The organism is Pseudomonas khavaziana, from assembly GCF_019145205.1.
Classification (GTDB): Bacteria; Pseudomonadota; Gammaproteobacteria; order Pseudomonadales; family Pseudomonadaceae; genus Aquipseudomonas; species Aquipseudomonas khavaziana.
This window is the reverse complement of the sequence record NZ_JAHSTT010000001.1, coordinates 747,603-772,914: the sequence shown is the minus strand read 5'-3', so window position 1 is coordinate 772,914 and position 25,312 is coordinate 747,603. Positions and strand designations below refer to the sequence as shown.

Below are 25,312 nucleotides of genomic sequence, written 5' to 3'. Positions count from 1 at the left end.
TGCTATCAGATGCTTGCGTCGATTACAGCGGTACACCAAGGCGATTGGCGACTTCTTCGTAGGCTTCGATCACGTCACCGAGGCCCTGGCGGAAGCGGTCTTTGTCCATCTTCTTCTTGGTGTCCTTGTCCCACAGGCGGCAGCCGTCCGGGCTGAACTCGTCGCCCAGGACGATGGAGCCGTCGTGGAACACGCCGAATTCGAGCTTGAAGTCCACCAGCAACAGGCCGGCGTCGTCGAACAGCTTGCTCAGCACGTCGTTGACCTTGAGGGACAACTCTTTCATGCGCGCCAGTTGTTCAGCGGTGCCCCAACCGAACGCCACAACGTGGGATTCGTTGATGAACGGGTCGCCCTTGGCGTCGTCCTTCAGGAACAGCTCGAACGTGTAAGGGTTGAGCTTGAGGCCCTCTTCCACACCCAGGCGCTTGACCAGGCTGCCGGCGGCGTAGTTACGCACGACGCATTCCACCGGGATCATATCGAGCTTCTTGACCAGGCACTCGTTGTCGCCCAGCAGTTTGTCGAATTGGGTCGGGATGCCGGCCGCTTCGAGTTTCTGCATGATGAAGGCGTTGAACTTGTTGTTCACCATGCCTTTGCGATCAAGCTGTTCGATGCGCTTGCCGTCGAACGCCGAGGTGTCGTTGCGAAACAGCAGGATCAGGCGGTTGGCGTCGTCGGTCTTGTACACCGACTTGGCTTTGCCGCGGTAGAGTTCTTCACGTTTTTCCATGATGGGCTCCGCTTTGAGTAAGGTGGGCTAGGCGATGTGTCGCCAGTCGAGCCCTGAATCTTGATCGGCCAGTTGCAGCCAGTCCGGGTCGCACCCAAGGGTGTCGACAAAGCATTGCCGGGCAAGCGTCGGCAGGTTGTTCTTGCTGCTCAGATGGGCCAGGACCAGGTGTTGCAGGTCTTGCCAGCCCAACTCATACACCAGGTACGCCGCCTGGTGGTTGTTCAGATGTCCCAGCTCGCCGCCCACCCGTTGTTTGAGGAAGTAGGGGTAATGACCGCGCGCCAGCAGGTCTCGGCAGTGATTGGATTCGATCATCAAGGCATCGAGGTCCCGGTAACCGTCCAGCACCTTGGCGCAGTAGGAACCCAGGTCGGTCAGCACGCCGAAACGCCGCTGACCGCCACTGAATACATACTGCGTCGGCTCTTGTGCATCGTGAGCGACTGCAATGACATCGATGCTCAGCGCTCCGATTTGCAGTTGCTCGCCACCAGCCAGGAAGCCTGCGGGTTCAACGGGTTTGCGCATCCCGCGCAACGTGCCACGACTCAAGTACACCGGAAGATTGTAGCGCCGAGACAGCAAACCCACGCCATGCACATGGTCGGCATGTTCGTGGGTCACCACAATTGCGCTCAGCTGCGTGGGGTGAACCCCCAGGCGCAGCAGGCGCCGCTCGGTTTCCCGCAGGGAGAAACCACAATCGACCAGCACATACGTGTCGTCATGGGCGACCAGCGTACCGTTCCCTTGGCTACCGCTGCCGAGAACGGCAAAACGCACCGGATCAGCCCAGGTTGTCTTGAATCACGCCCAACACTTTGCGCGCTGTTTCAGCTGGCGCGACGGTGTTGATGTTCTTCTCGACGGTGACTTGCACGCTCTCGCCCACCTTGCTCAAACGAACCTGGTAACGCTCGGCGCGGGTTTCAACCTCTTCCTTGGTCGGCGTGCTGCCGAACAATTTGCCGAAGAAACCTGGCTCGTCGTCTTTCTTCTCGGCCTTTTCAGCCACGTTGATGTAGTACAGGCCCAGGCTGCGGTTGATGTCTTCAACACGCCAAGGGCCCTGCTCCAACGCGCGACCAACACTGGCCCAGGCGCGATCGAGGTCTTCACCCAGGTTGAGTACGACGTTGCCGCTGCCGTCTTCGGTGAGGCTGACACGGTTAGGCGTGTCGTAATCACGGGCGGCGAGCAGGGAAACGGAACCGCCCTTCTCGGAGATACGGCTCATGCTGGCCAGCATCTCGTCGACCAGCGCGACATCGACGCCGGTATTAACCGAGCGTGGTGTGAAATCAACGTTGGCCGTGCTGCCGGCAGGACGCTCGGCGCTGACCACATAGACTTCACTGGTATTGCGCTGCACGCCTGGCTCGATGCGTACCCGCACACGGGCTTCGCTGTCGGCGGCTACACCGCCGGCCAACAGGCGCTGGGCCATGTTCGCGGACAGCTCGCGACCTTGCTGCCACGCCGTGGTGAACTCACCGGTCTGCGGGCGTTGCTGGTCGATGCTAAAACCGTTGTCCTGGAAGAACTGCACCGCAACCGGCCAGACTTCGGCGGGTGGGCGCTGGGCCACGATCCAGCGGTTGTCGCCGCTTTTCTGCAGGCTGTAGTCGCTGGCATCCGCCACTGCGGTAATCGGCTGTGGACGCGGTACCACGTATTCGCCCTTGACGGTGTCGTCGGCGACGTTGCGTGGAATCGGCAGCAACGGGTCAAGGCGCTTGGCGACATTGACATCAGGCGGCAGTTGCATCGGTTTGGTTGCTTGCGCTTCCAGGTAATCGCTGCCACGGTCACGGAAGTAGCCTTCCGGGCCCCATACCCAACCGCAGCCACTGGTGCTGGAGATAATCAAGGCAAGTGCGGAAAGTCCGGCCAATCGCTTCATGCGTAGTGCTTCCTCAATTAAACCAGGACGCCGGACTGGCGCAGGGCCTGTCGCAGCGGTTCGTGACAGGCTTCGCTGAGGCGGGTGAGCGGCAGACGGATACCGTCCGGCATCAGGCCCATCTCAAACAGCGCCCACTTCACGGGAATAGGATTGGATTCGATAAACAGTGTCTTGTTGAGCGGCATCAGCTTCTCGTGGATCGCACGGGCCGTCGCGGCATCGCCAGCGATGGCGGCGGCGCACATGTCGCTCATGGCACGCGGGGCCACGTTGGCGGTCACGGAGATGTTGCCCTTGCCACCCAGCAGGATCAATTCGACAGCGGTGGCGTCGTCACCGGAATACACCAGGAAGTCGCTGCTCACGCCGGCCAGGATGTCCTTGGCGCGCTGCAGGTCGCCGGTGGCTTCCTTGATGCCGATAATGTTCGGCACGGTGGACAGGCGGATCACGGTCTCGGCCTTCATGTCGCACGCGGTGCGACCCGGTACGTTATAGAGGATCTGCGGGATCTGGACGGCTTCGGCGATGGCTTTGAAGTGCTGGTACAAGCCTTCCTGGGTCGGCTTGTTGTAGTACGGGGTTACCAGCAGGCAAGCGTCGGCGCCGGCCTTCTTGGCGTTTTTGGTCAGCTCGATCGCTTCACGCGTCGAGTTGGCGCCCGTACCGGCGATCACGGCAATGCGGCCCGCGACGCGCTTGACGACGAATTCGATCACCTGGATGTGCTCTTCCACATCGAGAGTGGCCGATTCACCTGTGGTGCCGACCGCCACAATGGCGTTGGTGCCCTCTTGCAGGTGGAAGTCCACCAGTTTGCCCAGGCTGTCCCAGTCGAGACGACCTTGTGCATCCATGGGTGTGACCAGTGCCACCATACTGCCCGCAATCATGCAACCGCTCCTGCCGGAAAAAGAGAGCCGTAATGGTACTGGCGCCAAGATGCTTGTACAAGCGAAGTACCGCGTGAGGATGCGTTCTGGACCAACTAAACGTCGGGCAATGCCATCATTGGGCCAAAGCACTGCCGCAAGCCGACCGATCACACAATGAAAACGCCACCTCCTAGCCCTTGGCGACGGTTTTCGCTACCCTTCATCCTTTGATCGATACGGCCCACACAGTATCGACCGCTCATCGCTTTAGGAAGGCTGCATGTCCACCCCCACAGTTCGCGAACAATTCCTTGTTATCAGTGCCCTCGGCGCCAACCCCATGGAGCTGACCAACGTCCTGTGCCGCGCCAGCCATGAAAACCGCTGCGCCGTCGTGACCTCGCGCCTGACCCGCCACGGCGAGTGCAGTGCGCTGGTCTTGCAGATCTCCGGCTCCTGGGACGCCTTGGCGCGTCTGGAAACCGGCCTGCCGGGCCTGGCCAAGAAACACGACTTCACTGTCAACGTGGTGCGCAGCGCCGCCCTGGAAAATCGCCCGCAGGCCCTGCCTTATGTAGCGTATGTCAGTTCGGCCTACCGCTCGGACATCGTCAACGAGTTGTGCCAGTTCTTCATCGACCACAACGTCGAGCTGGAAAACCTGACCTGCGACACCTACCAGGCGCCACAGACCGGCGGCACCATGCTCAACGCCACGTTCACCGTGACCCTGCCGGCCGGCGTGCAGATCAGCTGGTTGCGCGACCAGTTCCTGGACTTCGCCGATGCCCTGAACCTCGACGCCTTGATCGAGCCATGGCGCCCACAGAACCCAATGTAAGGAAACACCCATGCCGGTAGCCATCGACAAACCCGTGGCCGATTTCGAAGCCCAGGCCACCAGCGGCCAGACTTTCAGCCTCGCGGCCCTCAAGGGCAAGCAAGTGGTGATCTACTTCTACCCGAAGGACAGCACCCCAGGCTGCACCACTGAAGGCCAGGGTTTTCGTGACCAGTACGCAGCGTTCAAAGTGGCCAACACCGAGGTGTTTGGTGTGTCGCGTGACAGCGTCAAGTCCCACGAGAACTTCAAGGGCAAGCAGCAATTCCCCTTCGAGCTGATCAGCGATAAAGACGAGGCGGTTTGCCAGCTATTCGATGTGATCAAGCTGAAGAAGCTGTACGGCAAGGAATACCTGGGCGTGGATCGCAGCACCTTCCTGATCGACAGCGAAGGTGTGCTGCGTCAGGAATGGCGGGGCGTGAAAGTACCGGGGCATGTGGATGCGGTCCTGGCCGCGGCGCAGGCGCTGAACAAGGCCTGATCTCGCGCTTGCAAGGCCTTCAGGCCTTGCGCAACCAATAGCGGTAAACGCCAGCTGCCTCTTCTTCCCGAACCAACGTATGGCCCGCCAGTTTGGCAAAGGTGCGAAAATCGCGTTGGGAACCTGCATCGGTGGCGATCACTTTAAGCACGTCCCCGCTAGCCAAACGATTGAGTTCCAGCTTGGCCTTGAGCAGAGGCAGCGGGCAGTTGAGGCCGCTGGCATCGAGTTCGGCGTCAAAGGCTGCAGCGTCGGTCATGGTGTTACTCCAGGCAAACATTTGGGTTGCTTAGAATATCTGGTCCCAAGCTCAGTGTCCGGCTACAGTAAGCTCTTTGTCGAAAGGCTTTGTGCATGACTTTTTTGCGCCCTACCCTGCTGACGCTGGCCTGCCTGCTGGCCTCCCCGGCCTTCGCTGACGAGCTGCCGTCACTTGGCGACGCCAGTTCTGCCATTGTCTCGCCCCAACAGGAATACCAACTGGGCCGCGCCTGGCTGGCCTACCTGCGCGGCCAGGTGTCTCAGCTCAATGACCCACAACTCAAGGATTACGTCGAAACCAGCGTGTACAAGCTGGTAGAGACCAGCCAGGTCAACGACCGGCGCCTGGAATTCATCCTGATCAACAGCCCGCAGCTCAATGCCTTTGCGGCACCTGGCGGGATCGTCGGAGTCAACGGCGGCTTGTTCCTCAATGCCCAGACCGAAGGTGAATACGCGTCGGTACTGGCCCACGAACTGGCGCACTTGTCCCAGCGCCACTTCGCCCGGGGCGTGGAAGCGCAGTCACGCATGCAGCTGCCGATGATGGCCGCCCTGCTCGGCGGTATCATCGCCGCCGCCGCGGGTGCAGGCGACGCGGGTATCGCCGCGATTGCCGGCTCACAAGCCGCAGCGATCCAGGAACAACGCCGATTCTCCCGGCAGAACGAACAGGAGGCCGACCGTATCGGCATCCTCAACCTGGAGAAAGCCGGCTACGACCCACGCTCCATGCCGACCATGTTCGAACGCCTGATGCGCCAATACCGCTTCGACGCCAAGCCACCGGAATTCCTGCTGACTCACCCGGTGACTGAATCGCGGATCGCCGATACCCGTAACCGCGCCGAGCAGGCCAAACCCGGCGGCAAGGAAGACAGCCTGCGCTATCAGTTGATTCGCGCACGGGTGCAATTGAAGTACGAAGACACGCCAGGTCTCGCCGCCAAGCGCTTCCAGGCACAGTTGGACGAGAACCCCAAGAACGATGTGGCGCGATACGGCCTGGCCATCGCACAGATCAAGGGCACCCAGCTCAAGGAAGCACGGGAGAGCCTGGCACCGCTGCTGGCCAAGGCGCCCAACGATATCACCTACAACCTGGCGCAGATCGAGCTGGACATCACCAGCAACCGCATGCCGGACGCACAGCAACGTACCGACCGCATGCTCACCCAGTATCCCAGCAACTACCCGCTGAATCAGGTGCGAGTGGACTTGTTGCTTAAGCAGAACCGCACCGCCGATGCGGAGAAAGCATTGGACGGGCTGCTCAAGTCCCGCCCGGACGATCCGGACGTGTGGTATCAGGTCGCCGAGACCCGCGGCTTATCCGGCAACATCATCGGCCTGCACCAGGCTCGTGCCGAATACTTCGCCCTGGTGGGTGATTTCCAGCAAGCCATCCAGCAGTTGGACTTTGCCAAGCGCCGCGCCGGCAATAATTTCCCACTGTCCTCGCGCATCGATGCCCGCCAGCGTGAGCTGATCGAACAGGAGCGCTTGGTCAAAGGCATGATGAGCTAAACCCATCAGCCACAAAAAAGCCCCGCTGTCGTTAACCGACAGCGGGGCTTTTTTGTGGGCTAGTAGATTACTCCGCCAGCTTGAAGGTGATGAAGCTGGCTCGACCTTGACGCAGGACGCGCATCGACACCGAACGATTCTTCGGCAACGCCTTGGCGATGTCGGTGAATTCCTTGGTAGAGTCGATCGCCTGGTTGTTCAGATGGGTGATGACGTCGCCAGGCTGCAGGCCGATCAAGGCGGCCGGGCCGTCCTGGACTTCCTTGATGACGACACCGCTCTGCAGGTCGAAGGTTTTCTTCTGCTCGGCGGTCAGCTCAACCACGGCAATACCCAGGCGGTTGCTGCTGCGCTCGGCACCTGGCTTGGCATTGCCCAGGGCATCCAGGGTCGCACCTTCTTCCGGGATGGCGCCGACGGTCAGCTCAACGTTCTGACGCTTGCCGTCACGGATCACTTCCAGCTTGGCTTTGCCGCCAGCCTTGAGCGCGCCGACCAGATGAGGCAGGTCGGCCGACATGATGATTGGCTGGCCGTTCATGCTCAGGATCACGTCGCCGACTTTCAGGCCGCCCTTGGCTGCAGGGCCATTGTCCTGAATCTGTGCAACCAGCGCACCGGCCGGCTTGTCGAGGCCGAAGGACTCAGCCAGATCCTTGTTCACTTCCTGGATGACCACACCCAACCAACCCCGGCTGACCTTGCCACCGCTCTTCAACTGGTTGGAAACGTCCATGGCCACGTCGATCGGGATCGCAAAGGAAACGCCCATGAAACCACCGGAGCGCGTGTAGATCTGCGAGTTGATCCCCACGACTTCGCCAGCCAGGTTGAACAACGGACCACCGGAATTGCCCGGGTTGATCGGCACGTCGGTCTGGATGAACGGTACGTAGTTTTCATTCGGCAGGCTGCGACCGATGGCACTGACAATGCCCTGGGTAACCGTATGGTCGAAGCCGAACGGTGAACCGATGGCTACCACCCACTGGCCGGCTTTCAAGTCCTGGGATTTACCGAGCTTGAGGACCGGCAAGTCCTTGCCATCGATTTTCAGCAGCGCTACGTCAGAGCGTGGGTCGGTGCCGATCAGCTTGGCCTTGAGCTCACTGCGATCAGCCAGGCGTACGAGAATTTCGTCGGCATCGGCAATCACGTGATTGTTGGTGAGGATATAGCCATCGGGCGAGATGATGAAGCCGGAACCCAGCGACTGGGCTTCGCGCTGACCACCGCCGCCACGAGGGGCGCGTGGTTGCGGCATGCCGCGCTCGAAGAACTCGCGCAGCATGGGCGGCAAGCCTTCCAGATCCGGCATCTGCTGGTTCGATACTTTGCGATCCGGCAGTTTTTGCGTGGTACTGATGTTCACCACCGCAGGCGAGGCCTGCTCCACCAATTGGGTGAAGTCAGGCAGTTCGACTGCTTGCGCAGGCAAGGCCTGACCCAGCACCAGCACCGTGGCGACTATGGATAGGTAAGACTTCAAACGTGGTATCGACATACAGCTCCCGTTACGACGAGCAGGGTTAAGCGACAGGGTTCAATAAATGCCGGAGACTGCGACCGGCACTTTTGTCCCGCGAACAAAACAAGGCCAGGGCCATCAAACCCTGACCTATAAAAAACATAGGGAGTTTTTGCAAGTGAAAATGCTGATCCAGAGATTTCATACGCTCAGTACCCAACCAAAGTTGGGCACAGATTGAAAGATCAGCATGAACGCAGGATTAACAAGTTCATGGCTTGGCAGCAGCCTTTCCACTACGCACCGATAAGGCGATACGCTCAGCAGTGCCAATAGGGATTTCGCCCACCACCGTCACCATCATTTCACCTTCCACCGTATTCAAACGTCGGGATACGGCTACGGTTGGCCCAAGCTGAGCACGGGTTTCATTCACATCAGCACCTTTTGCTGACTCCAGAAACACAGAAAAACGCGCGAGCCCATCGTCATACATCAGGCTATCGACGGTGGCTTTGGTTTGGGTATCTTTGCGCGTGACAGCACTGATCTGCTGGAAGCCAGGCGGCAGCCAATCCAGATGCCACACCTGGGTGACAGGCGTGCTGGAGACTTTAGAGGAGGCTACAGCGACAGGCGAACACTCGCGGCCAGGCTGCAAGTCCTGGTCGGACGGAACGGCGCGGGTATCAAGGCGCGTATACTGAAAGCGCTCCAACAGCTGCCCCTGATCATTGAGCAGCAAGGATTTGAGCGGCAGCGCAGTTTCACGATCCAGGTGCAATTCAAAACCAAAGCGATATTGATCACGCGGGCTGATCGACACGATCACCGCATTACGACCGGCCACACGGGATTTACCGATAACGGCCAATTCATAGAATTGAGTGAGTTTTTGTGGATCGAGTGCACGCGAAGGTGTATCAGAAGAACTCGCCAAGCCAGCAACCAAGACACTGCTGACGCACTGTGTGCGACCGTCTACCCTGAGGGCTTCCTGAGCAGCGCCATCGAGCTGCAACAAGCGCTCACGTACATGACCATCCTGGACGCGATGCCAGATGTCATGGGTAGAAAAACTGCCATTGCGTTCGTAGACAAACGTGCCTTCAAAGCTTTGCTGCTGCTCTGCACGCCCAAGTCGAGTCAGCCAATCTTGGGCTTCATCGGCATGGGCGGATAGTGCAAACCAACTACTGAGCCAAAGCGTAAGGAGCGGTATGGCGCGCATAGGGCTCCTTAGCGGATCAACGGTTTTCCTGGCTTGCTGCGCGAGCGTATGGCAGAGCGCTTTCAGTGCCTTTCGAAGCCGATTCCTGCGCATGTTGACGCAAGTAGCCTGGAAGACGCTGGTCCTGCCAACCGGATTGCCCTTGAAGCACACCATTAGCCATAGGGCCGGTGGTATCGGAGCTTTCCTTGTAGCCTGCCAGTACGGCCGGGCCTTTGACTTGCGGACCGGCCATGACCGGTTGCTGGGTCTGTTGGGCCAACTCGTTGCCAGCAATCTCATCCTGGTTGTACAGGCGAACACCAGCGAGCACAGCGACGGTGACCGAAGCAGCTACTGCCAGGCGACCCAGGCTACGCCATGGACCCCGTGCAGCTTTTGCCGGAACGGCTTCATCAGCAAGCGCAGCAGAAACGGCCGCAGCAATATCCAGACGAGGGATTAGAAGATCCTTGTGCATCACCGCCCGAGCGACTTGGTAACGAGACCAGGTATCACGGGTTTCGGCATCATCAAATGCATTGAGCACCCGACGAAGTTCCAGTTCATCCGCTTCGTTATCCATCACTGCGGACAGCGATTCCTGCAGGGCATCACGACTCATGGCGGTTCCTCTCTTGGCTGTCGCCGCTGTCTTTAGTTTTCCTGCAACAAAGGTTGCAAGGCTTTGTCGATGGCTTCCCGGGCCCGGAAAATCCGTGACCTTACAGTCCCCACCGGACATTGCATGACGCTCGCAATGTCTTCGTAACTCAGACCATCAAATTCACGTAAAGTTAACGCCGTACGCAAATCTTCTGGCAGTTGCTGAATTGTGCGATGGACGGTGCCTTCGATCTCGTCGCGCAGCAATGCACGCTCCGGCGACTCGAGATCTTTGAGGCCGTGATCACCATCGTAAAATTCTGCATCTTCTGAACTGACATCACTGTCTGGTGGGCGGCGGCCGCGAGACACCAGATAGTTCTTCGCCGTGTTAATGGCGATGCGGTAGAGCCACGTATAAAACGCACTATCACCGCGGAAATTTCCCAGTGCACGGTACGCCTTGATAAAGGCTTCCTGTGCAACGTCCTGCGCTTCATGGGTGTCGTGCACAAACCGCACGATCAACCCGAGAATTTTGTGCTGGTATTTCAGCACTAGCAGATCAAATGCTCGCTTGTCGCCGCGTTGTACGCGCTCGACCAGCTGCTGATCCTCTTCCTGGGTTAGCATGAACACTCCTCGTTGTACTCGAAGGAGGCTTGCATAACTAAACGATCAGGCTTGCAAACATAGACTCGGGCTTTTCGCAAAAGTTCTCCCCCTTCAAGCAAGTTTCCGGCATGCACTGATTTGGCACACACGAAAAACGCAGCCCGGGCGGCGCCGGCTGCGCGAATAATCTTGTCGCCGGTTTCGTGACGCGTCCAATGCTCCCGACGGGCCAATAAACTCAACGTTTTCCCAGCTTTCGGGCAACCTGCTATTGAGTCGGGACCCATGCAAAAAGTTCCCGCCTCGCCAACCGGCCATTTCCCAAAGCTGCGCAGCATAATCTCACAATGCCACGTGTGCGTGGCTATTGTGCCGCTCCCCCCCTCTATATACTAGTGGCCCGTGTGCCCCTTTGATTCGCCGATCCAGGCGTCCTGCTTGCGCCGCTCCTTCGGATCGCTTTTTGCGGAATCCATTCAATGAGCCAACAGTTCCAACACGATGTCCTGGTAATCGGCAGCGGCGCGGCCGGCTTGAGCCTTGCGCTGACCCTGCCGAGCCACCTGCGTATCGCCGTCTTGAGCAAAGGCGACCTGGCCAACGGCTCGACATTCTGGGCCCAAGGCGGCGTCGCCGCGGTGCTGGATGACACCGACACGGTGCAATCCCATGTTGAGGACACCCTCAATGCCGGCGGCGGCCTTTGCCATGAAGAGGCGGTGCGCTTCACCGTCGAGCACAGCCGGGAAGCCATCCAGTGGCTGATCGACCAGGGCGTGCCGTTCACACGCGATGAACATGCCGGCAGCGACGACGGTGGCTTTGAGTTCCACCTGACCCGCGAAGGCGGCCACAGTCATCGGCGAATCATCCATGCCGCCGACGCCACCGGCGCGGCCATTTTCAAGACGCTGCTCGAGCAGGCCCGCCAGCGTCCCAATATCCAATTGCTTGAACAACGCGTCGCCGTCGACCTGATCACCGAAAAACGCCTGGGCCTGGCGGGCGAGCGCTGCCTCGGCGCCTACGTGCTCAACCGTGCCAGCGGCGAAGTCGATACCTACGGCGCACGCTTCACTATTTTGGCCTCGGGCGGCGCGGCCAAGGTCTACCTCTATACCAGCAACCCCGACGGCGCCTGTGGCGACGGTATTGCCATGGCCTGGCGCTCGGGATGCCGGGTGGCCAACCTGGAATTCAACCAGTTCCACCCCACCTGCCTGTACCACCCCCAGGCCAAGAGTTTCCTGATTACCGAAGCCCTGCGTGGCGAAGGCGCACACCTGAAGTTGCCCAATGGCGAACGCTTCATGCAGCGCTTCGACCCTCGCGCCGAGCTGGCGCCGCGCGATATTGTCGCCCGCGCCATCGACCATGAAATGAAGCGCCTGGGTATCGACTGCGTATACCTGGACATCAGCCACAAGCCCGAAGCCTTCATCAAGACCCACTTCCCGACAGTCTATGAACGTTGCCTGACCTTCAATATCGACATCACCAAAGGCCCGATCCCGGTGGTACCCGCTGCGCACTACACCTGCGGTGGCGTAATGGTCGACCAGCATGGCCGCACCGATGTCCCCGGCCTGTACGCCATCGGTGAAACCAGTTTCACCGGCCTGCACGGCGCCAACCGCATGGCCAGCAATTCACTGCTCGAATGTTTTGTGTATGCACGCTCAGCCGCAGCCGACATCCTTGAACAACTGCCCCGCATCCCGGTACCAGCCGCCCTGCCCCGCTGGGATGCCAGCCAGGTGACCGATTCGGACGAGGACGTGATCATCGCCCACAACTGGGACGAGCTGCGACGCTTCATGTGGGATTACGTGGGGATCGTGCGCACCAACAAGCGCCTGCAACGCGCCCAGCACCGGGTGCGCTTGCTGCTGGATGAAATTGACGAGTTCTACAGCAACTACAAGGTCAGCCGTGACCTGATCGAATTGCGCAACCTGGCCCAAGTGGCAGAACTGATGATTCGCTCGGCCATGGAGCGCAAGGAAAGCCGGGGCCTGCATTACACCCTCGACTACCCGCAGATGCTGCCCGAAGCCCGCGACACTATCCTGGTGCCAGCCACCTACGGCGGCTGAACTTCAGACGTACCCGCAGGCGCCGGTGTACATCGGCAGCCTGTGCGTCCTGCGGCACACAGATCGAACGCACTCGCCGCTCACCCTGCACTCGGTAGCGCAACACAACGATCAGCGGCAACGCGAGGCTGTCGGGACGCAATTGCACCGCGTGCCAACCGCGCGCGGCGCTCCATAACTGCCAGCCATCGTCGTCACGGCGCAGGCCACGAATCGACGAACGGTGAGTGAGCAGGATATGGCGCGGCAGCACCCAGGTGCAGTGAGCCAGGCATAGCAGGATGCCAAGGCTTGAATAAGGCAGGTTCAGCACCAGCAGGCTACCCAGCGCAATCAGCTGGGCAAGCAGATACGCCGCCAGCAACAGCCGTGAGGCCTGCCAGCGGCATTCGAAGTGGTTACTTGGGCTGGACACGGTCCAGAATCTTGCGAACCATGCGCTGCAGCTCCGGATCTTCAGATTCGGAGCGCTCCATGAACCAGCCGAACATATCCTGGTCTTCGCATTCGAGCAGCCTGACGTAGAGATCGCGATCGACTTTATCGAGCGTCGCGTACACCTCTTTGGTGAACGGCACCAACAACACATCCAGCTCAAGCATGCCACGACGGCTGTGCCAGAAGAGACGATTGATTTCTACATCTTCGACCATGGAGCCCTCCTCAAATAGAGCGCCAGTATACAGCCCCGGCGAGACCGGGACACTCGGCTTTGGTCGCCCATTACGGAAACTATCCATTTGCCGGGCGCCCCTCTATGATGCACCCATGACTTTTTGATGTGCGATGACCCATGGCTGACTCTGCGTTTTTCTGTTCACTGACCCACGAAGGCGTGCTTGCCGTCCGCGGCTCCGATGCTGCCAAGTTCCTGCAGGGACAACTGACCTGCAACCTCAATTACCTGAGTGACACCCAGGCCAGCCTGGGCGCGCGCTGTACGCAAAAAGGCCGTATGCAGTCCAGCTTTCGCATCCTGTTGCAAGGCGACGGCGTGCTGATGGCCATGGCCACCGAGCTGCTCGAACCACAGTTGGCGGACCTGAAGAAATACGCGGTGTTCTCCAAATCCAAACTCACCGACGAAAGCGCCGCCTGGGCGCGCTTCGGCCTGGCAAACGCAGACGCTTCCCTGGCCGCCCTTGGCCTGGCACTGCCGGCCGAGACCGACAGCGTAGTCCGCACCGATTCGCTCATCGCCATACGCGTCTCCCCTAACCGTGCCGAACTCTGGGTACCCGTAGAGCAAGCCGACGCCATGCGCAGCCAACTGGCCGCGCAGCTGCCACAGGCTGACTTGAATGCCTGGCTGCTCGGCCAGATCCGTGCCGGTATCGGCCAAGTGATGCCGCAGACTCGTGAGCTGTTCATCCCACAAATGCTCAACCTGCAGGCCGTGGGTGGCGTGAGCTTCAAGAAAGGCTGCTACACCGGCCAGGAAATCGTCGCGCGCATGCAGTACCTGGGCAAACTCAAGCGGCGCCTGTATCGCCTGAGCCTGGAGGCGGTCGATCTACCCGAGCCAGGCACGCCATTGTTTTCACCCAGCCACAACAGCGCGATCGGCGAAGTCGTCATCGCGGCAAAAGCGGACCAGTCGATTGAACTTCTCGCCGTGCTGCAAGCCGAAGCTGCCGACAATGGCGACGTGCGCTTGGGCACCCTGGAAGGCCCTGGCTTGCGCCTGCTCGACCTGCCCTACCAACTGGACCGTGATCGCGAGATCCAGCGTTAATTGCCGTACCTTTTTGCAGCACCCTAGAGAGCATGAATGAACAAGCTGGCGGAAAAAGTCCAACAGGCTTTGGTGATGGCCATCGACAACGATGACCTGGTTCTGCCGACACTGCCGGAGGTGGCCCTGAGGATTCGCCAGGCCGCCGAAGACCCGGAGATCAGCATCAGCCACTTGAGCAAGGTGATCAGTCGCGACACCGCTCTGTCGGCGCGCCTGATCAAAGTGGTCAATAGCCCGCTGTTGCGGGCCAGCCAGGAAGTCACCGACCTGCACACCGCCATCACGCGGCTCGGCACCAACTACAGCAGCAACCTGGCCATCGGCTTGGTGATGGAGCAGATCTTTCACGCCCGCTCCGAAGTGGTTGCACAGAAAATGCGTGATGTGTGGTGTCGCAGCCTGGAAGTAGCCGGCGTCAGCTACGCCTTGTGCCGCAAGCATAGCCACCTCAAGGCGGACCAGGCGGCCCTTGGTGGTTTGGTGCATCAGATCGGCGTGCTGCCGATCCTCACCTACGCCGAAGACCATTACGAACTGCTCTCGGACCCGGTCAGCCTCAACCACGTCATCGAGAGCATTCACCCGTTGCTGGGCGACAAACTGTTGGGCGGCTGGGACTTTCCGGAAATGCTGGCAAAACTGCCGGGCCAGTACCTGAACCTGGAACGCGACTCTGCCAGGCTCGACTACGTCGATCTGGTGCAGATCGCCGTGCTCTACTGCCACCACAACACCGACCATCCGCTGGCGGAAGTCAACATTTCCAGCGTGCCGGCGATGCAAAAGCTGCAGCTTGATCTCTACAGCGAAAAGTCACGCGCCGAACTGGATGAAGCGCGCTCAATGTTTTACTGATCAACCCGCAATAAAACTCACGCGCACTTTCAGCCCAGCCAACTCGCCATCATGCAGGCTGATCTGCGCCAGGTGGGCGCGGCAGATCTCGCCGACAATCGCCAGCCCCAAGCCCGACCCCATGCCCTGCTGGCTGCGTCGGTAAAAACGCTCAAAGACCCGGTCCCGCTCATCCAGCGGGATGCCCGGGCCATCATCTTCGACCTCCAGCACCGCCGGTGCCGTCACCCGCAGAATCACATTGCCGCCAGGCGGTGTGTGGGCCAGGGCGTTGTCCACCAGGTTGCTCAGCAATTCGTTCAACAGCGTCGGTTCGCCGCGCAGCCATACCGGCTCGTCCGCCTCCAGCGCCAGGGCCACTCCCCGCGCGTGGGCCAGCGGCGCCATGGCCATGCCCAGCTCACGGGCCAACTGGCTGAGGTCGAGCAATTGCGCACCGCCCTCGGCAATGGCCCGGGCACCGTTTTCAATGCGGGCCAGCGACAACAACTGGTTGGCCAGGTGCGTCAGGCGGTCGGTGCCTTGTGCGGCGCTTTCCAGGGTGCTGCGCCAGGTGGCCGGCTTTTCGGCGCGCAGGCCCAGCTCCAGCCGGGCTTTGAGCGCCGCCAGCGGCGTACGCAGTTCATGGGCTGCGTCGGCAATAAACTGCGCCTGGCGCTCGAACTGCCCACGCAGACGTTCGGTAAAGTGGTTGAGGGAACGCACCAACGGGCCGAATTCATCCTGGACTTCCACCAGCGGCAATGGCCGCAGGTCATCGGGCTGGCGCTCTTCCACCGCCGTGCGCAGGCGTTCCAACGGGCGCAATGCCGCGCTCACGGCGAACCACACCAGCAACAGCGCACCGATGGCGAGCATACCCAGGCGCAACAGCGTGTCGGCCATCAAACTGCGGGCCATGGCGACCCGTGCTTCGTCGGTTTCGGCGACGCGGATTTCCGCCATGCCATTCATATTCGGTTCGGAGACGGCCTTGAGCAGGCTCACCACCCGTACAGGCTGGCCTTGATACTTGGCATCGTAGAAGCGCGCCAGGGCCGGGTAATCGTCGGTGCGCGGCGTGCCGGGGGGCGGGCCGGGCAAGTTTTCGTAGCCGGAAATCAGCTTCTGGTCGATGTCATTGACCTGGTAATAAATACGCCCTGCGCTGTCGTAGGCGAAGGTGTCCAAGGCCACGTATGGCACATTCGCGCTAAGGGTGCCGTCGACCTGGGTCAAGCCGGCAGCAATGGTGCGCGCCGAGGCCAGCAAGGTGCGGTCATAGGCGGTGTCGGCGGCTTCGCGGCCATTCCAGTAGGCACTCATGCCGCTGGCCAGCATCAACAACACCAGCAGCAGCGCCAGGTTGCACAGCAGGCGCCAGCGCAGGCTGCTGGGCTTATGCATCGCGGGCTTCCAACAAGTAGCCAAGGCCGCGGAACGTCACGATAGCGATGGGTTGGCCGTCGAGCTTCTTACGCAGGCGGTGCACGTAGATTTCGATGGCGTCGGGGCTCGCTTCCTCATCAAGGCCGAATACCTGGGAGGCCAACTGTTCCTTGCTCATCACGCGGCCCGGTCGGGCGATAAGGGCTTCGAGCACGGCTTGCTCGCGGGAGGTCAATGTCATCAACTCGCCCCCAACCGTGAAGCGCCGTGTGTCGAGGTCGTACACCAGCACCCCGCACGCCTGCTGGCGCTCCCCGCCCAGCACGCTGCGCCGCAGCAGCGCCTTGACCCGTGCTTCCAGCTCCGTCAGCTCAAACGGCTTGGCGAGGTAGTCGTCGGCGCCCAGGTTCAGACCGTGCACGCGGTCTTTCACATCGCTGCGCGCCGTCAGCATCAGCACCGGCAGATTCTTGCCGCGGGCGCGCAAGCGCGCCAGCACCTCGAAACCATCCATGCGCGGCAGGCCCACGTCGAGGATTGCCGCCGCGTACTCCTCGCTGCCCAAGGCCAGGTCCGCGGCCACGCCATCGTGCAGTACGTCGACCGTCAAACCCATGCCCTTGAGCGCCTGGGCGACACTTTCGGCGAGTTGCAAATGGTCTTCAACCAGGAGGACACGCATGGACTTCTACCTCATGAGGAGTGATCGGCGCGGCTTTTTATAGACCCGCTGGCCGGCGAGTTTACAGGCGCAACCTGCCCTGTGAAGCCCGAAAACATTGAAAGGCCATTGAAAGGTTAGTGAAAGCTTCGCCCTTTAGCATCCAGCCACGGTGGTCTATGCCTGCCGAGCTACCTGATTCGTAGCACCCGAAAAACGCCTCGACGCGTTTTCGTCAAAATAAGAACAATAACGGAGAAATCCCATGACCTCTTCACTACGTAGAGTTGCCCTCGCCGCTGGTTGCATGCTGTTCGCAGGCCAACTGTTGGCCGCCGACGAACCCAAGCGCCCTGAATGCATCGCCCCGGCCTCACCTGGCGGTGGTTTCGACCTGACCTGCAAGCTGGCGCAAAGCGCGCTGGTCAATGAAAAGCTGCTAAGCAAGCCGATGCGTGTGACCTACATGCCCGGCGGCGTGGGCGCGGTGGCCTACAACGCCGTAGTCGCCCAACGGCCTGCAGACGCCGGCACCCTGGTGGCCTGGTCCAGCGGCTCGCTATTGAACCTGGCCCAAGGCAAGTTCGGCCGTTTCGATGAAACCAACGTGCGCTGGCTGGCGGCGGTGGGCACCAGCTACGGTGCCATCGCGGTGAAAAGCGACTCGCCCTACAAGACCCTCGACGACCTGGTCCAGGCGTTGAAGAAGGACCCGAGCAAGGTCGTGATTGGTTCCGGCGGTACCGTCGGCAGCCAGGACTGGATGCAAACAGCACTGATCGCCAAGGCGGCCGGCATCAACCCCCGTGACCTGCGTTATGTGGCGCTCGAAGGTGGCGGCGAAATCGCCACGGCGCTGCTGGGCGGCCATATCCAGGTGGGCAGTACCGACATCTCCGACTCCATGCCACACATCCAGAGCGGCGATATGCGCTTGCTGGCCGTATTCGCCGAAAAGCGCCTGGACGAGCCGGAAATGAAAGACATCCCGACGGCCAAGGAGCAAGGCTACGACATCGTCTGGCCGGTGGTGCGCGGTTTCTACCTTGGGCCAAAAGTCAGCGATGCCGACTATGCCTGGTGGAAAGATGCGTTCGACAAACTGCTGGCCTCCGAGGACTTCGCCAAGCTGCGTGACCAGCGCGAGCTGTTCCCGTTCGCCATGACTGGCCAGGAGCTGGACACCTACGTGAAGAAACAGGTGGCCGACTATAAAGTGCTGGCCAAAGAGTTCGGCCTGATCCAGTAATCGCCCCCTGTTCGCGCGGCCACGCCTTCGTGCATCGAAGGCGTGGCCCAGGAGTTCTCCATGCTCTTTCAACGCATTTTCGCTGCCGCGATGTTACTGGCCTGTATCGGCCTGGCACTCATGGCCTGGCCGTATCAGGCGGCATTTTCCTACGAACCGGTAGGGCCTCGAGCCTTCCCCCTGCTGCTGATCGGGCTGATGGGCCTGGCGCTGATCTACATGCTGATTCGTCCGCAACCGACCAAGCACACCGAAGATGAGCCGGCGCTGGACCGCCCGACCCTGGTCAAGATCGGGATTTGCGTGGCCTTGCTGCTGGTGTTTGCCGGCACTTTCGAATCCCTGGGCTTCATTCTCAGCAGCATGCTCATCGGTATTCCGATGGCACGGCTGTACGGCGGCCGCTGGTTGCCCAGCGTGGTCATCATCACCTTGATGAGCATCGGTCTTTATCTGCTGTTCGATAAAACCATGGACGTGCCACTGCCCCTCGGTCTGCTCGACGTTCTGGAGAACTGATATGGATACTTTCGGCTATTTGGGCCAGGGTTTCGGCGTCGCGCTGAGCCCCTACAACCTGGTGACCGCCCTGTGCGGCACCCTGATCGGCACCGTGGTCGGCCTGCTGCCGGGCCTGGGCCCGATCAACGGCGTGGCACTGTTGATCCCCATCGCGTTTGCTCTGGGCCTGCCGCCCGAATCAGCGCTGATCCTGCTGGCAGCCGTATACCTGGGTTGTGAATACGGCGGCCGTATCAGCTCAATCCTGCTCAACATCCCGGGCGAAGCTTCCACCGTGATGACCACCCTCGACGGCTACCCAATGGCCCGTAAAGGCATGGCCGGCGTGGCGTTGTCGCTGTCTGCCTGGAGCTCGTTCATCGGTGCGTTTATCGCCACCTGCGGCATGGTGCTGTTCGCCCCGCTGCTGGCCAAATGGGCAATTGCCTTTGGGCCGGCGGAATACTTCGTGTTGATGGTATTCGCGATTGTCTGCCTGGGCGGCATGGCCGGCGACAAGCCACTGAAAACCTTCGTCTCGGCGTTGATCGGCTTGTTCCTGGCCTGCGTGGGCATCGATGCCAACAGCGGTGTGTATCGCTTTACCGGCGACAATATCCACCTGACCGACGGCATCCAGTTCGTGGTGTTGGTGCTGGGCCTGTTCTCCATCAGTGAGATCCTGCTGCTCCTGGAGAAAACCCACCGTGGCCAGGAAGCGGTGAAAGCCACCGGGCGCATGATGTTCAACGTCAAGGAAGCCTTGTCGGTGCTGACCGTAAACCTGCGTTGCGGGGTGTCAGGCTTTATCATCGGTGTTTTGCCAGGTGCTGGCGCGACCATGGCCTCGGCCGTGGCCTACATGACCGAAAAACGTATCGCCGGCGCCAGCGGCAAGTTCGGCCAAGGCGACATGCGCGGCCTGGCAGCACCGGAAACCGCCATCGGCGCTTCGGTCTGCGGCGCCATGGTGCCGATGCTGACCCTCGGCGTTCCTGGCTCAGGCACCACGGCCGTGATGATCGGGGCGCTGTCGCTCTACAACATCACCCCTGGCCCGCTGCTGTTCCAACAGCAACCCGATATCGTCTGGGGCCTGATCGCCTCGTTGTTTATCGCCAACATCATGCTGGTGGTCCTCAACATCCCGATGATCCGCATCTTCACGCGCATCCTTGCCGTGCCGAACTGGGCGCTGGTGCCGGTGATCGCCATCATCACCGCGATCGGTGTGTACGCCGTACATGCCACCACTTTCGATCTGTTCCTGATGATCGCCATCGGCATCTTCGGCTACATCCTGCGCAAGCTGGACTTCCCACTGTCGCCGTTGCTGCTGGGCTTCATCCTCGGTGGCCTGATGGAGCAGAACCTGCGTCGTGCGCTGTCGATTTCCAATGGCGCGCTGGAGATCTTGTGGTCAAGCCCGATCACCTTCGGTGTGTGGGTAATGACTGCCATCATGCTGCTCGTGCCGTTGCTGCGTATCTGGCGCAAGCGCTCCTTGCAGCGTCGTGCCGTAGCCGATGCTTGAGGTCACCTTCAAACATTGGTGGGGAACACCGCTGGTCGGCCTGGCCGGCGGTTACCTGGCCAGCCTGGTCGGCTGGCCTTTGCCGTACATGGTCGGCTCGTTGCTGGCGATCATCCTGGTGCGCTGCCTCACGCCCTGGCAATTGGCGGAGATTCCCGGCGGACGCAAATGCGGGCAATGGGTGGTAGGCATCGGCATCGGCCTGCACTTCACGCCGGTGGTGATCGAGCAGGTGATGAGCCACTTCGGCCTGATTTTCTTTGGTGCCTTGGTTACAAGCTTGTCGAGCGTAGTCGGCGTTTGGTTGATGCGCCGCAGCGGTGAAGACCGAGCTACGGCGTTTTTCTCGAGCATGCCGGGCGGCTCCGGCGAAATGGTCAACCTCGGCGCACGCAATGGCGCAGTGCTTAGCCGGGTTGCAGCAGGGCAGAGTCTGCGGGTGCTGGTGGTGGTGTTGTGTGTGCCGGCGATCTTCAAGTATTTGCTCGGCGGCGGTGCACCGCAGTTTCATCCCGCTCCGGTCGACTGGGCCTGGCTGGCCCTGCTATTTCCGATAGGTGCGCTGGTTGCCTGGGGCTGGCAGCGCTTGCGCCAACCCAATCCCTGGTTGTTCGGGCCATTGCTGGTGAGCGCCATCGCCAGCGTGACCTGGGATTTACACATTGGCCTGCCCGACGGCGGCAGCCAGATCGGCCAATGGCTGATCGGCAGCGGTTTGGGCTGCCACTTCAATCGGCAGTTCTTCCGCAGCGCACCGGCGTTCATGGGCCGCACCTTGATTGGAACGGCCTTGACCATGGCGCTCGCCACGTTGGCAGCGGTAGGGTTGAGTGCGCTGACCCACCTGGACCTGCGCTCACTGACGCTGGGCATGATGCCCGGTGGCATCGCCGAGATGAGCCTGACGGCAGAGACCCTGCAATTGTCGGTGCCGTTGGTGACGGCGATGCAGGTGATGCGCTTGTTGTTTGTGTTGTTTCTGGCGGAGCCGTTATTCAGGCATTGGAATCGGCAGTCCTGATCTTGCTTTGGCTTGGGTCGCCCCAGGCCCCTACCATTCGTCGGCACTGTCAATTCTCACAGCTATATCTCGCCCTCGTCACAGCGTTGAATCAACCGAGTGATGCTCAGCCCAACCAGTTCGGGCACGCCCCTCAACGGCTCTGACAGGACCTTCTTCATGACTATCGACCAGGATACCCAGCACCCCGATCGCTCACCCATTTCCGTTCAGCCCGCCTCTTTGCGCCCTGAAGGCTTCACCATTGCCCAATCCGACGACGCCATCTTGACGTCACAGTCCTTTCGCAATACTCCCTTCGCGGACTTGCCCCTGTACCTGCCCACTCTGAGCAATCCGGTGGTCGGCTTCGATGGTGGCTTTAACCGAGCGGCGCTGGAGGTCAGTGACAAAGGCGTGACCTGTATCCTGCTGCCTTATCTTGAGCAGGTTGAAGGGGACTTCATCGAGCTGAAATTAAAAGGTGTTCGCGTTGACTTTCATACCGTAACCGATGATGAGGCCCGCAAGGGCCTGCAAATTGTCCTGCATGTGGCCAGCGAACGCTTTATCCGTGAGGCCGGCAATACACTGCAGGCCTTTGTGACCCACTTCGGTGGAGGCAGCGACCAAACCAAACCCTTCAATATCAAGGTCGATATCGAGTTCCCAGGTGGGCGTAACCCGGTGGCCAGCACCCCGCAAAACGAGAACCTGCCCAAGCCCGTATTTCCTCAGGATGTAATCGACTTCGGCGTCACGCCGGAAAACTCCATAAACCCCATCCCCGTATCCATCGGCTATTACCCGGTTAACACAAACCTCCCCAGGGTCAATCATCGCATGGTTCGTGATGAAATTCGTCTGAGCCTCGGGGGGGTCGTTGTCAAACACCCCGTGACTGAATTCGAGGCGGCGGGCGAAGCCCCGATCATCATCAACGTCAACACCGGCACTTGGGATAAGGTGGGTGACGGCGTGCACGTGTGCGAATACGAAGTGGTGGACGAGGTCGGCAACCACTCCCAAGGATTTTCCCCACCTCAAATCATCGAGGTACGGCGCAACACGGGTGCAGAACCGCTTTTACCGGCCCCTTACATCGAAGAATCCATCGAGCGGCCAGGCCAAAACGATCTGCTCGATGCTGATGACCTTGACGGCAACGATGCAACCATTGTGGTTGAGGTGAACCGCCTGGGCTATGAACTCGGTGACGTACTACGTCTGAAAGTCTCCGGGCGCACTGAAGGCAGCCAGTTGATTACCACCTTTTACGACCACCCTATTGACTCCACCACTCGCGCCCAGCGCATCCGCTGGCCCTACGCCGATATCGTGCCGTTGATCGATGGGCGCGTCCAATTGACCTATCAACGGCTTCGCCTCAACGCATTACCACGCAACTCCCTCGGCACGTCGGTGGATATCACCGGTACCCCCGTCGAGGCCGGCCTGGCGCCGCCTATCGTGCGCGAGGCCGTAGGTGGAAACCTGCCCGCAGCCACCGACCCAGTGACAGTGTTCATCAGGGCCCTTACCGGCTACCCTGCCAACGCTCGCGTTTTGCTGGTGCTCAACGGCACCTACGCCAATGGTCGGTCCTACTATGCCGAGTACACGGCCCGCGCCGGCCAGGACGATATAATCCTAGAACTGCCCAACGGACCCAATGGCGAAATCGCCCAGTTGGAAGGCGGCTCGCTCTCGCTGCACTACACCGTCAACGGCGGGCCACCGTCACGTCGGCTGGACCTGTACGTGGGAGGCCTGCGAGCTATCCTGCCACCGCCCATCACACGCGAAGCAGTGCCACCGGACCATGTGTTCGACCCGGACAAGAACCGCGGCAACCTGAATGTCACGGTCAAGGCTCATCCCGCCTTCACCTTGGGCGCCACGGTGTACCTGTACGCCGAAGGCAGTGCCCCTGGCGGTAGCGCCCCGCGGATGGAATTCGAGATCGACGAGAACTGGCTCGGTGTCGACCTGCCCTTCGTGGTTGCTCGGCTCTACGTCACCGCCAACCTCAATGGCACCCAAAGTTTGTACTACACCGTGGTAAAACCGGGGCAGCGTGACATGCTTTCCGAGGCCCTGAGGATCCGCGTCGGCGCGGCCCTCGACCTGCCCGTCCCAGAAGTGCTCGAAAGCACGCAGATCACGCCGACCCTGAGCCGCCTGAACCCTGCGCATGTGCTGCAGTCGGGCGTGGTGACCGTGCGCGTACGTTATCGCCCGATGCTGGCAAGCGATGACATCAAGGTGTACGTCATCGGCAAACCGGGGCTCGGCACACCGGATATCGGCATCAAGCCTGGCATACCTGCGCCCGGTGGAGACTATGTCGATTTCACCGTGCCCAACGTGTTTGTGGGCGCCAACCTGGCGCAAAGTTGCCGGGTATTCTACGAGGTGATCCGTGACCACAAGCGTGAACCGTCCAGGGAACTGACGCTCGAGATCGAGGCGCTGGAGACGCAGTATTGGGACTTGGTGAGTGTGCCACAGGCCGAGACCAATGGCGGGGTGATTGATGTCAGTAAGGCACATGATGTTCGGATCAATGCCTGGCCGTTTTTGCGCTATGACCCTGAGAACCCGCAAGCGGTGTGGATTGATGCCGAGGGCACAGTGAATCAAGTGCTGCGCAACGGCACCCCGCTGACGCCCGACGAGTTTGCCGCCAAGCGCATCCTGACGCCGATTCCGGCCAGTTACCTGAGAAGACTCGCCGATGGCAGCTCGTTGGACCTCAAGGGGTATGTGTCGCTGGATGGCGGCGGGCGGGCGACAGCGCAACGGTTGGTGCCTGCAAGTTACAGAATCAGCAAGCAACCGGGCGTTGTAGACAGCATCAACGTAGGTGGCGCCCCGGACCGCATTGTCATTAATGCAGAGGGCACCGTAGCTTATGTTGCCAATTACAATACCAGCACGATATCCGTGATTGATCTGACGACGTTCAGCCTGACGGACACCATTACTCTGCCGATTAATAATTACACAAATGGATTGGCGCTTCATCCAGATGGGTCACGCCTGTACACAAGTGGATACTACCTTGGCGAAATTCAAATAATCGATACAAGTGACAATAAAATCATCAATAAAATTACTGGCCTTTCCCGTTATGGATTTGGCGCATTAACATTTAATCTTGACGGCTCACGCCTTTACCATGGCAGTAGCTACTACAGCTCATTACAAGTTATTGACACATCGAACGACAGCATAATCCAGTCGGAATACGCCTATTACCCTACGGACTTTACGCTGGCTCCACAGGGCACACGTCTATACTCTGCAGCCTATAATGCGATGGGCATTATCGACACGGCTACCAATACTCAGCTGTCGACACTTGCAGGTTTCAGTTATGCCTGGCGACTGGCATACAGCCCTTATGCGCAAAAAATCTATGTGACAGACAAAAATATGGCCAACGTGAAAATCGTCGACACGCGCACCAACTTAATCAGCAACACCATACCCAACCTAACCGGCGTATTCGGTATAGCCTTTCATCCCACACGCCGGCTGGCTTATGTAACGATGCAGACCTCCAACTCAGTGGCAATCATTGACATCGACAAAGAGGAAGTCATCAGAACCATGACGGGGTTCGTCTATCCCACAAGCATCGCTATTGCCCCCGATGGGTCATATGCATTAGTCAGCAACTACAATGCCAATACAGTGTTTGTCGTTCAACTTTGACAACCCAGGGCAACATGAGCCAGAAGTAACGCAAACAGGTTTATCTCTCCGATAAACC

At 60.0% G+C, this 25,312-nt stretch carries 24 protein-coding genes; 11 read left to right on the top strand and 13 right to left on the bottom strand.

What is annotated here, in order from left to right:
* Nucleotides 1-22 precede the first annotated feature (22 nt).
* Genes purC through dapA form a run of 4 tightly spaced genes read right to left on the bottom strand, consistent with a single transcriptional unit; the run spans nt 23 to nt 3,538 of the window.
* On the bottom strand, nt 23-736 hold the full coding sequence (gene purC, locus KVH01_RS03490) for a phosphoribosylaminoimidazolesuccinocarboxamide synthase (protein ID WP_010212191.1): 714 nt from the start codon (nt 734-736) through the stop codon (nt 23-25).
* Between the two features lie 27 nt (nt 737-763).
* Nucleotides 764-1,522 (bottom strand): MBL fold metallo-hydrolase, encoded by a 759-nt coding sequence (locus tag KVH01_RS03485; protein WP_124376864.1) that lies wholly within the window; start codon nt 1,520-1,522, stop codon nt 764-766.
* 4 nt (nt 1,523-1,526) lie between these two features.
* On the bottom strand, nt 1,527-2,642 hold the full coding sequence (gene bamC, locus KVH01_RS03480) for an outer membrane protein assembly factor BamC (protein WP_217880466.1): 1,116 nt from the start codon (nt 2,640-2,642) through the stop codon (nt 1,527-1,529).
* Between the two features lie 17 nt (nt 2,643-2,659).
* Nucleotides 2,660-3,538 carry a 4-hydroxy-tetrahydrodipicolinate synthase gene (gene dapA, locus KVH01_RS03475; RefSeq protein ID WP_014717368.1) on the bottom strand — a complete coding sequence of 293 codons (879 nt, stop codon included), beginning with the start codon at nt 3,536-3,538 and terminating at the stop codon, nt 2,660-2,662.
* A 262-nt stretch (nt 3,539-3,800) separates the two neighbouring features.
* On the opposite strand from dapA, the gene KVH01_RS03470 reads away from it, so the two are divergent.
* Both KVH01_RS03470 and KVH01_RS03465 read left to right on the top strand, forming a co-directional pair.
* The gene (locus KVH01_RS03470) at nt 3,801-4,361 is read left to right on the top strand and encodes a glycine cleavage system protein R (RefSeq protein ID WP_003189463.1); all 561 of its coding nucleotides are present in this window, start codon (nt 3,801-3,803) and stop codon (nt 4,359-4,361) included.
* Nucleotides 4,362-4,371: 10 nt separating this feature from the next.
* Entirely contained in the window at nt 4,372-4,845 is a 474-nt protein-coding gene (locus KVH01_RS03465; RefSeq protein ID WP_217880465.1) for a peroxiredoxin, read from the top strand.
* 19 nt (nt 4,846-4,864) lie between these two features.
* On the opposite strand, the gene KVH01_RS03460 is transcribed toward KVH01_RS03465, so the two are convergent.
* Entirely contained in the window at nt 4,865-5,104 is a 240-nt protein-coding gene (locus KVH01_RS03460; protein WP_217880464.1) for a sulfurtransferase TusA family protein, read from the bottom strand.
* 95 nt (nt 5,105-5,199) lie between these two features.
* On the opposite strand from KVH01_RS03460, the gene KVH01_RS03455 reads away from it, so the two are divergent.
* On the top strand, nt 5,200-6,633 hold the full coding sequence (locus KVH01_RS03455; protein ID WP_046071419.1) for a M48 family metalloprotease: 1,434 nt from the start codon (nt 5,200-5,202) through the stop codon (nt 6,631-6,633).
* 67 nt (nt 6,634-6,700) lie between these two features.
* On the opposite strand, the gene KVH01_RS03450 is transcribed toward KVH01_RS03455, so the two are convergent.
* From KVH01_RS03450 to rpoE, 4 genes are all read right to left on the bottom strand, one after another.
* Nucleotides 6,701-8,137 carry a DegQ family serine endoprotease gene (locus tag KVH01_RS03450; protein ID WP_057011938.1) on the bottom strand — a complete coding sequence of 479 codons (1,437 nt, stop codon included), beginning with the start codon at nt 8,135-8,137 and terminating at the stop codon, nt 6,701-6,703.
* A 235-nt stretch (nt 8,138-8,372) separates the two neighbouring features.
* Nucleotides 8,373-9,332, bottom strand: a complete 960-nt coding sequence (locus KVH01_RS03445; RefSeq protein WP_217880463.1) for a MucB/RseB C-terminal domain-containing protein — start codon at nt 9,330-9,332, stop codon at nt 8,373-8,375.
* Nucleotides 9,333-9,348: 16 nt separating this feature from the next.
* Complete coding sequence (locus KVH01_RS03440) at nt 9,349-9,936, bottom strand: sigma-E factor negative regulatory protein (protein WP_043046391.1); 588 nt, start codon at nt 9,934-9,936, stop codon at nt 9,349-9,351.
* 32 nt (nt 9,937-9,968) lie between these two features.
* Nucleotides 9,969-10,550, bottom strand: coding sequence for an RNA polymerase sigma factor RpoE (gene rpoE, locus KVH01_RS03435; protein ID WP_003172477.1), 582 nt, complete (start codon nt 10,548-10,550; stop codon nt 9,969-9,971).
* Nucleotides 10,551-11,011: 461 nt separating this feature from the next.
* On the opposite strand from rpoE, the gene nadB reads away from it, so the two are divergent.
* Nucleotides 11,012-12,628: an L-aspartate oxidase gene (nadB, locus tag KVH01_RS03430; RefSeq protein ID WP_217880462.1), complete on the top strand. Its 1,617-nt coding sequence runs from the start codon at nt 11,012-11,014 to the stop codon at nt 12,626-12,628.
* Here nadB and KVH01_RS03425 read toward each other — a convergent pair.
* Nucleotides 12,597-13,043: a protein YgfX gene (locus KVH01_RS03425; RefSeq protein WP_217880461.1), complete on the bottom strand. Its 447-nt coding sequence runs from the start codon at nt 13,041-13,043 to the stop codon at nt 12,597-12,599. The genes nadB and KVH01_RS03425 overlap by 32 nt on opposite strands.
* A complete protein-coding gene (locus KVH01_RS03420; protein WP_043046387.1) occupies nt 13,027-13,281 on the bottom strand; it encodes an FAD assembly factor SdhE in 255 nt (84 codons plus the stop codon). Before KVH01_RS03420 ends, KVH01_RS03425 begins: the two co-directional genes overlap by 17 nt.
* A gap of 140 nt (nt 13,282-13,421) precedes the next feature.
* On the opposite strand from KVH01_RS03420, the gene ygfZ reads away from it, so the two are divergent.
* Entirely contained in the window at nt 13,422-14,363 is a 942-nt protein-coding gene (gene ygfZ / locus KVH01_RS03415; protein WP_217880460.1) for a CAF17-like 4Fe-4S cluster assembly/insertion protein YgfZ, read from the top strand.
* Nucleotides 14,364-14,399: 36 nt separating this feature from the next.
* Entirely contained in the window at nt 14,400-15,221 is an 822-nt protein-coding gene (locus KVH01_RS03410; RefSeq protein WP_217880459.1) for an HDOD domain-containing protein, read from the top strand.
* Here the strand turns inward: KVH01_RS03410 and KVH01_RS03405 are convergent, their stop codons facing one another.
* Nucleotides 15,222-16,607 (bottom strand): sensor histidine kinase, encoded by a 1,386-nt coding sequence (locus KVH01_RS03405; RefSeq protein WP_217880458.1) that lies wholly within the window; start codon nt 16,605-16,607, stop codon nt 15,222-15,224.
* A complete protein-coding gene (locus tag KVH01_RS03400; RefSeq protein ID WP_043046381.1) occupies nt 16,600-17,271 on the bottom strand; it encodes a response regulator in 672 nt (223 codons plus the stop codon). The genes KVH01_RS03405 and KVH01_RS03400 overlap by 8 nt, the downstream gene beginning before the upstream one ends.
* Before the next feature lie 244 nt (nt 17,272-17,515).
* Here KVH01_RS03400 and KVH01_RS03395 point away from each other — a divergent pair, with 244 nt between their 5' ends.
* The 5 genes from KVH01_RS03395 to KVH01_RS03375 all read left to right on the top strand — a co-directional run bounded on the left by KVH01_RS03395 (nt 17,516) and on the right by KVH01_RS03375 (nt 25,254).
* Nucleotides 17,516-18,499, top strand: a complete 984-nt coding sequence (locus KVH01_RS03395) for a Bug family tripartite tricarboxylate transporter substrate binding protein (RefSeq protein ID WP_043046380.1) — start codon at nt 17,516-17,518, stop codon at nt 18,497-18,499.
* Between the two features lie 60 nt (nt 18,500-18,559).
* Nucleotides 18,560-19,018: a tripartite tricarboxylate transporter TctB family protein gene (locus tag KVH01_RS03390; RefSeq protein WP_043046379.1), complete on the top strand. Its 459-nt coding sequence runs from the start codon at nt 18,560-18,562 to the stop codon at nt 19,016-19,018.
* 1 nt (nt 19,019) lies between these two features.
* Entirely contained in the window at nt 19,020-20,534 is a 1,515-nt protein-coding gene (locus tag KVH01_RS03385) for a tripartite tricarboxylate transporter permease (RefSeq protein ID WP_043046378.1), read from the top strand.
* Nucleotides 20,527-21,555: an AbrB family transcriptional regulator gene (locus KVH01_RS03380; RefSeq protein WP_217880457.1), complete on the top strand. Its 1,029-nt coding sequence runs from the start codon at nt 20,527-20,529 to the stop codon at nt 21,553-21,555. The genes KVH01_RS03385 and KVH01_RS03380 overlap by 8 nt, the downstream gene beginning before the upstream one ends.
* Before the next feature lie 159 nt (nt 21,556-21,714).
* On the top strand, nt 21,715-25,254 hold the full coding sequence (locus tag KVH01_RS03375) for a YncE family protein (protein WP_217880456.1): 3,540 nt from the start codon (nt 21,715-21,717) through the stop codon (nt 25,252-25,254).
* Nucleotides 25,255-25,312: the final 58 nt, after the last annotated feature.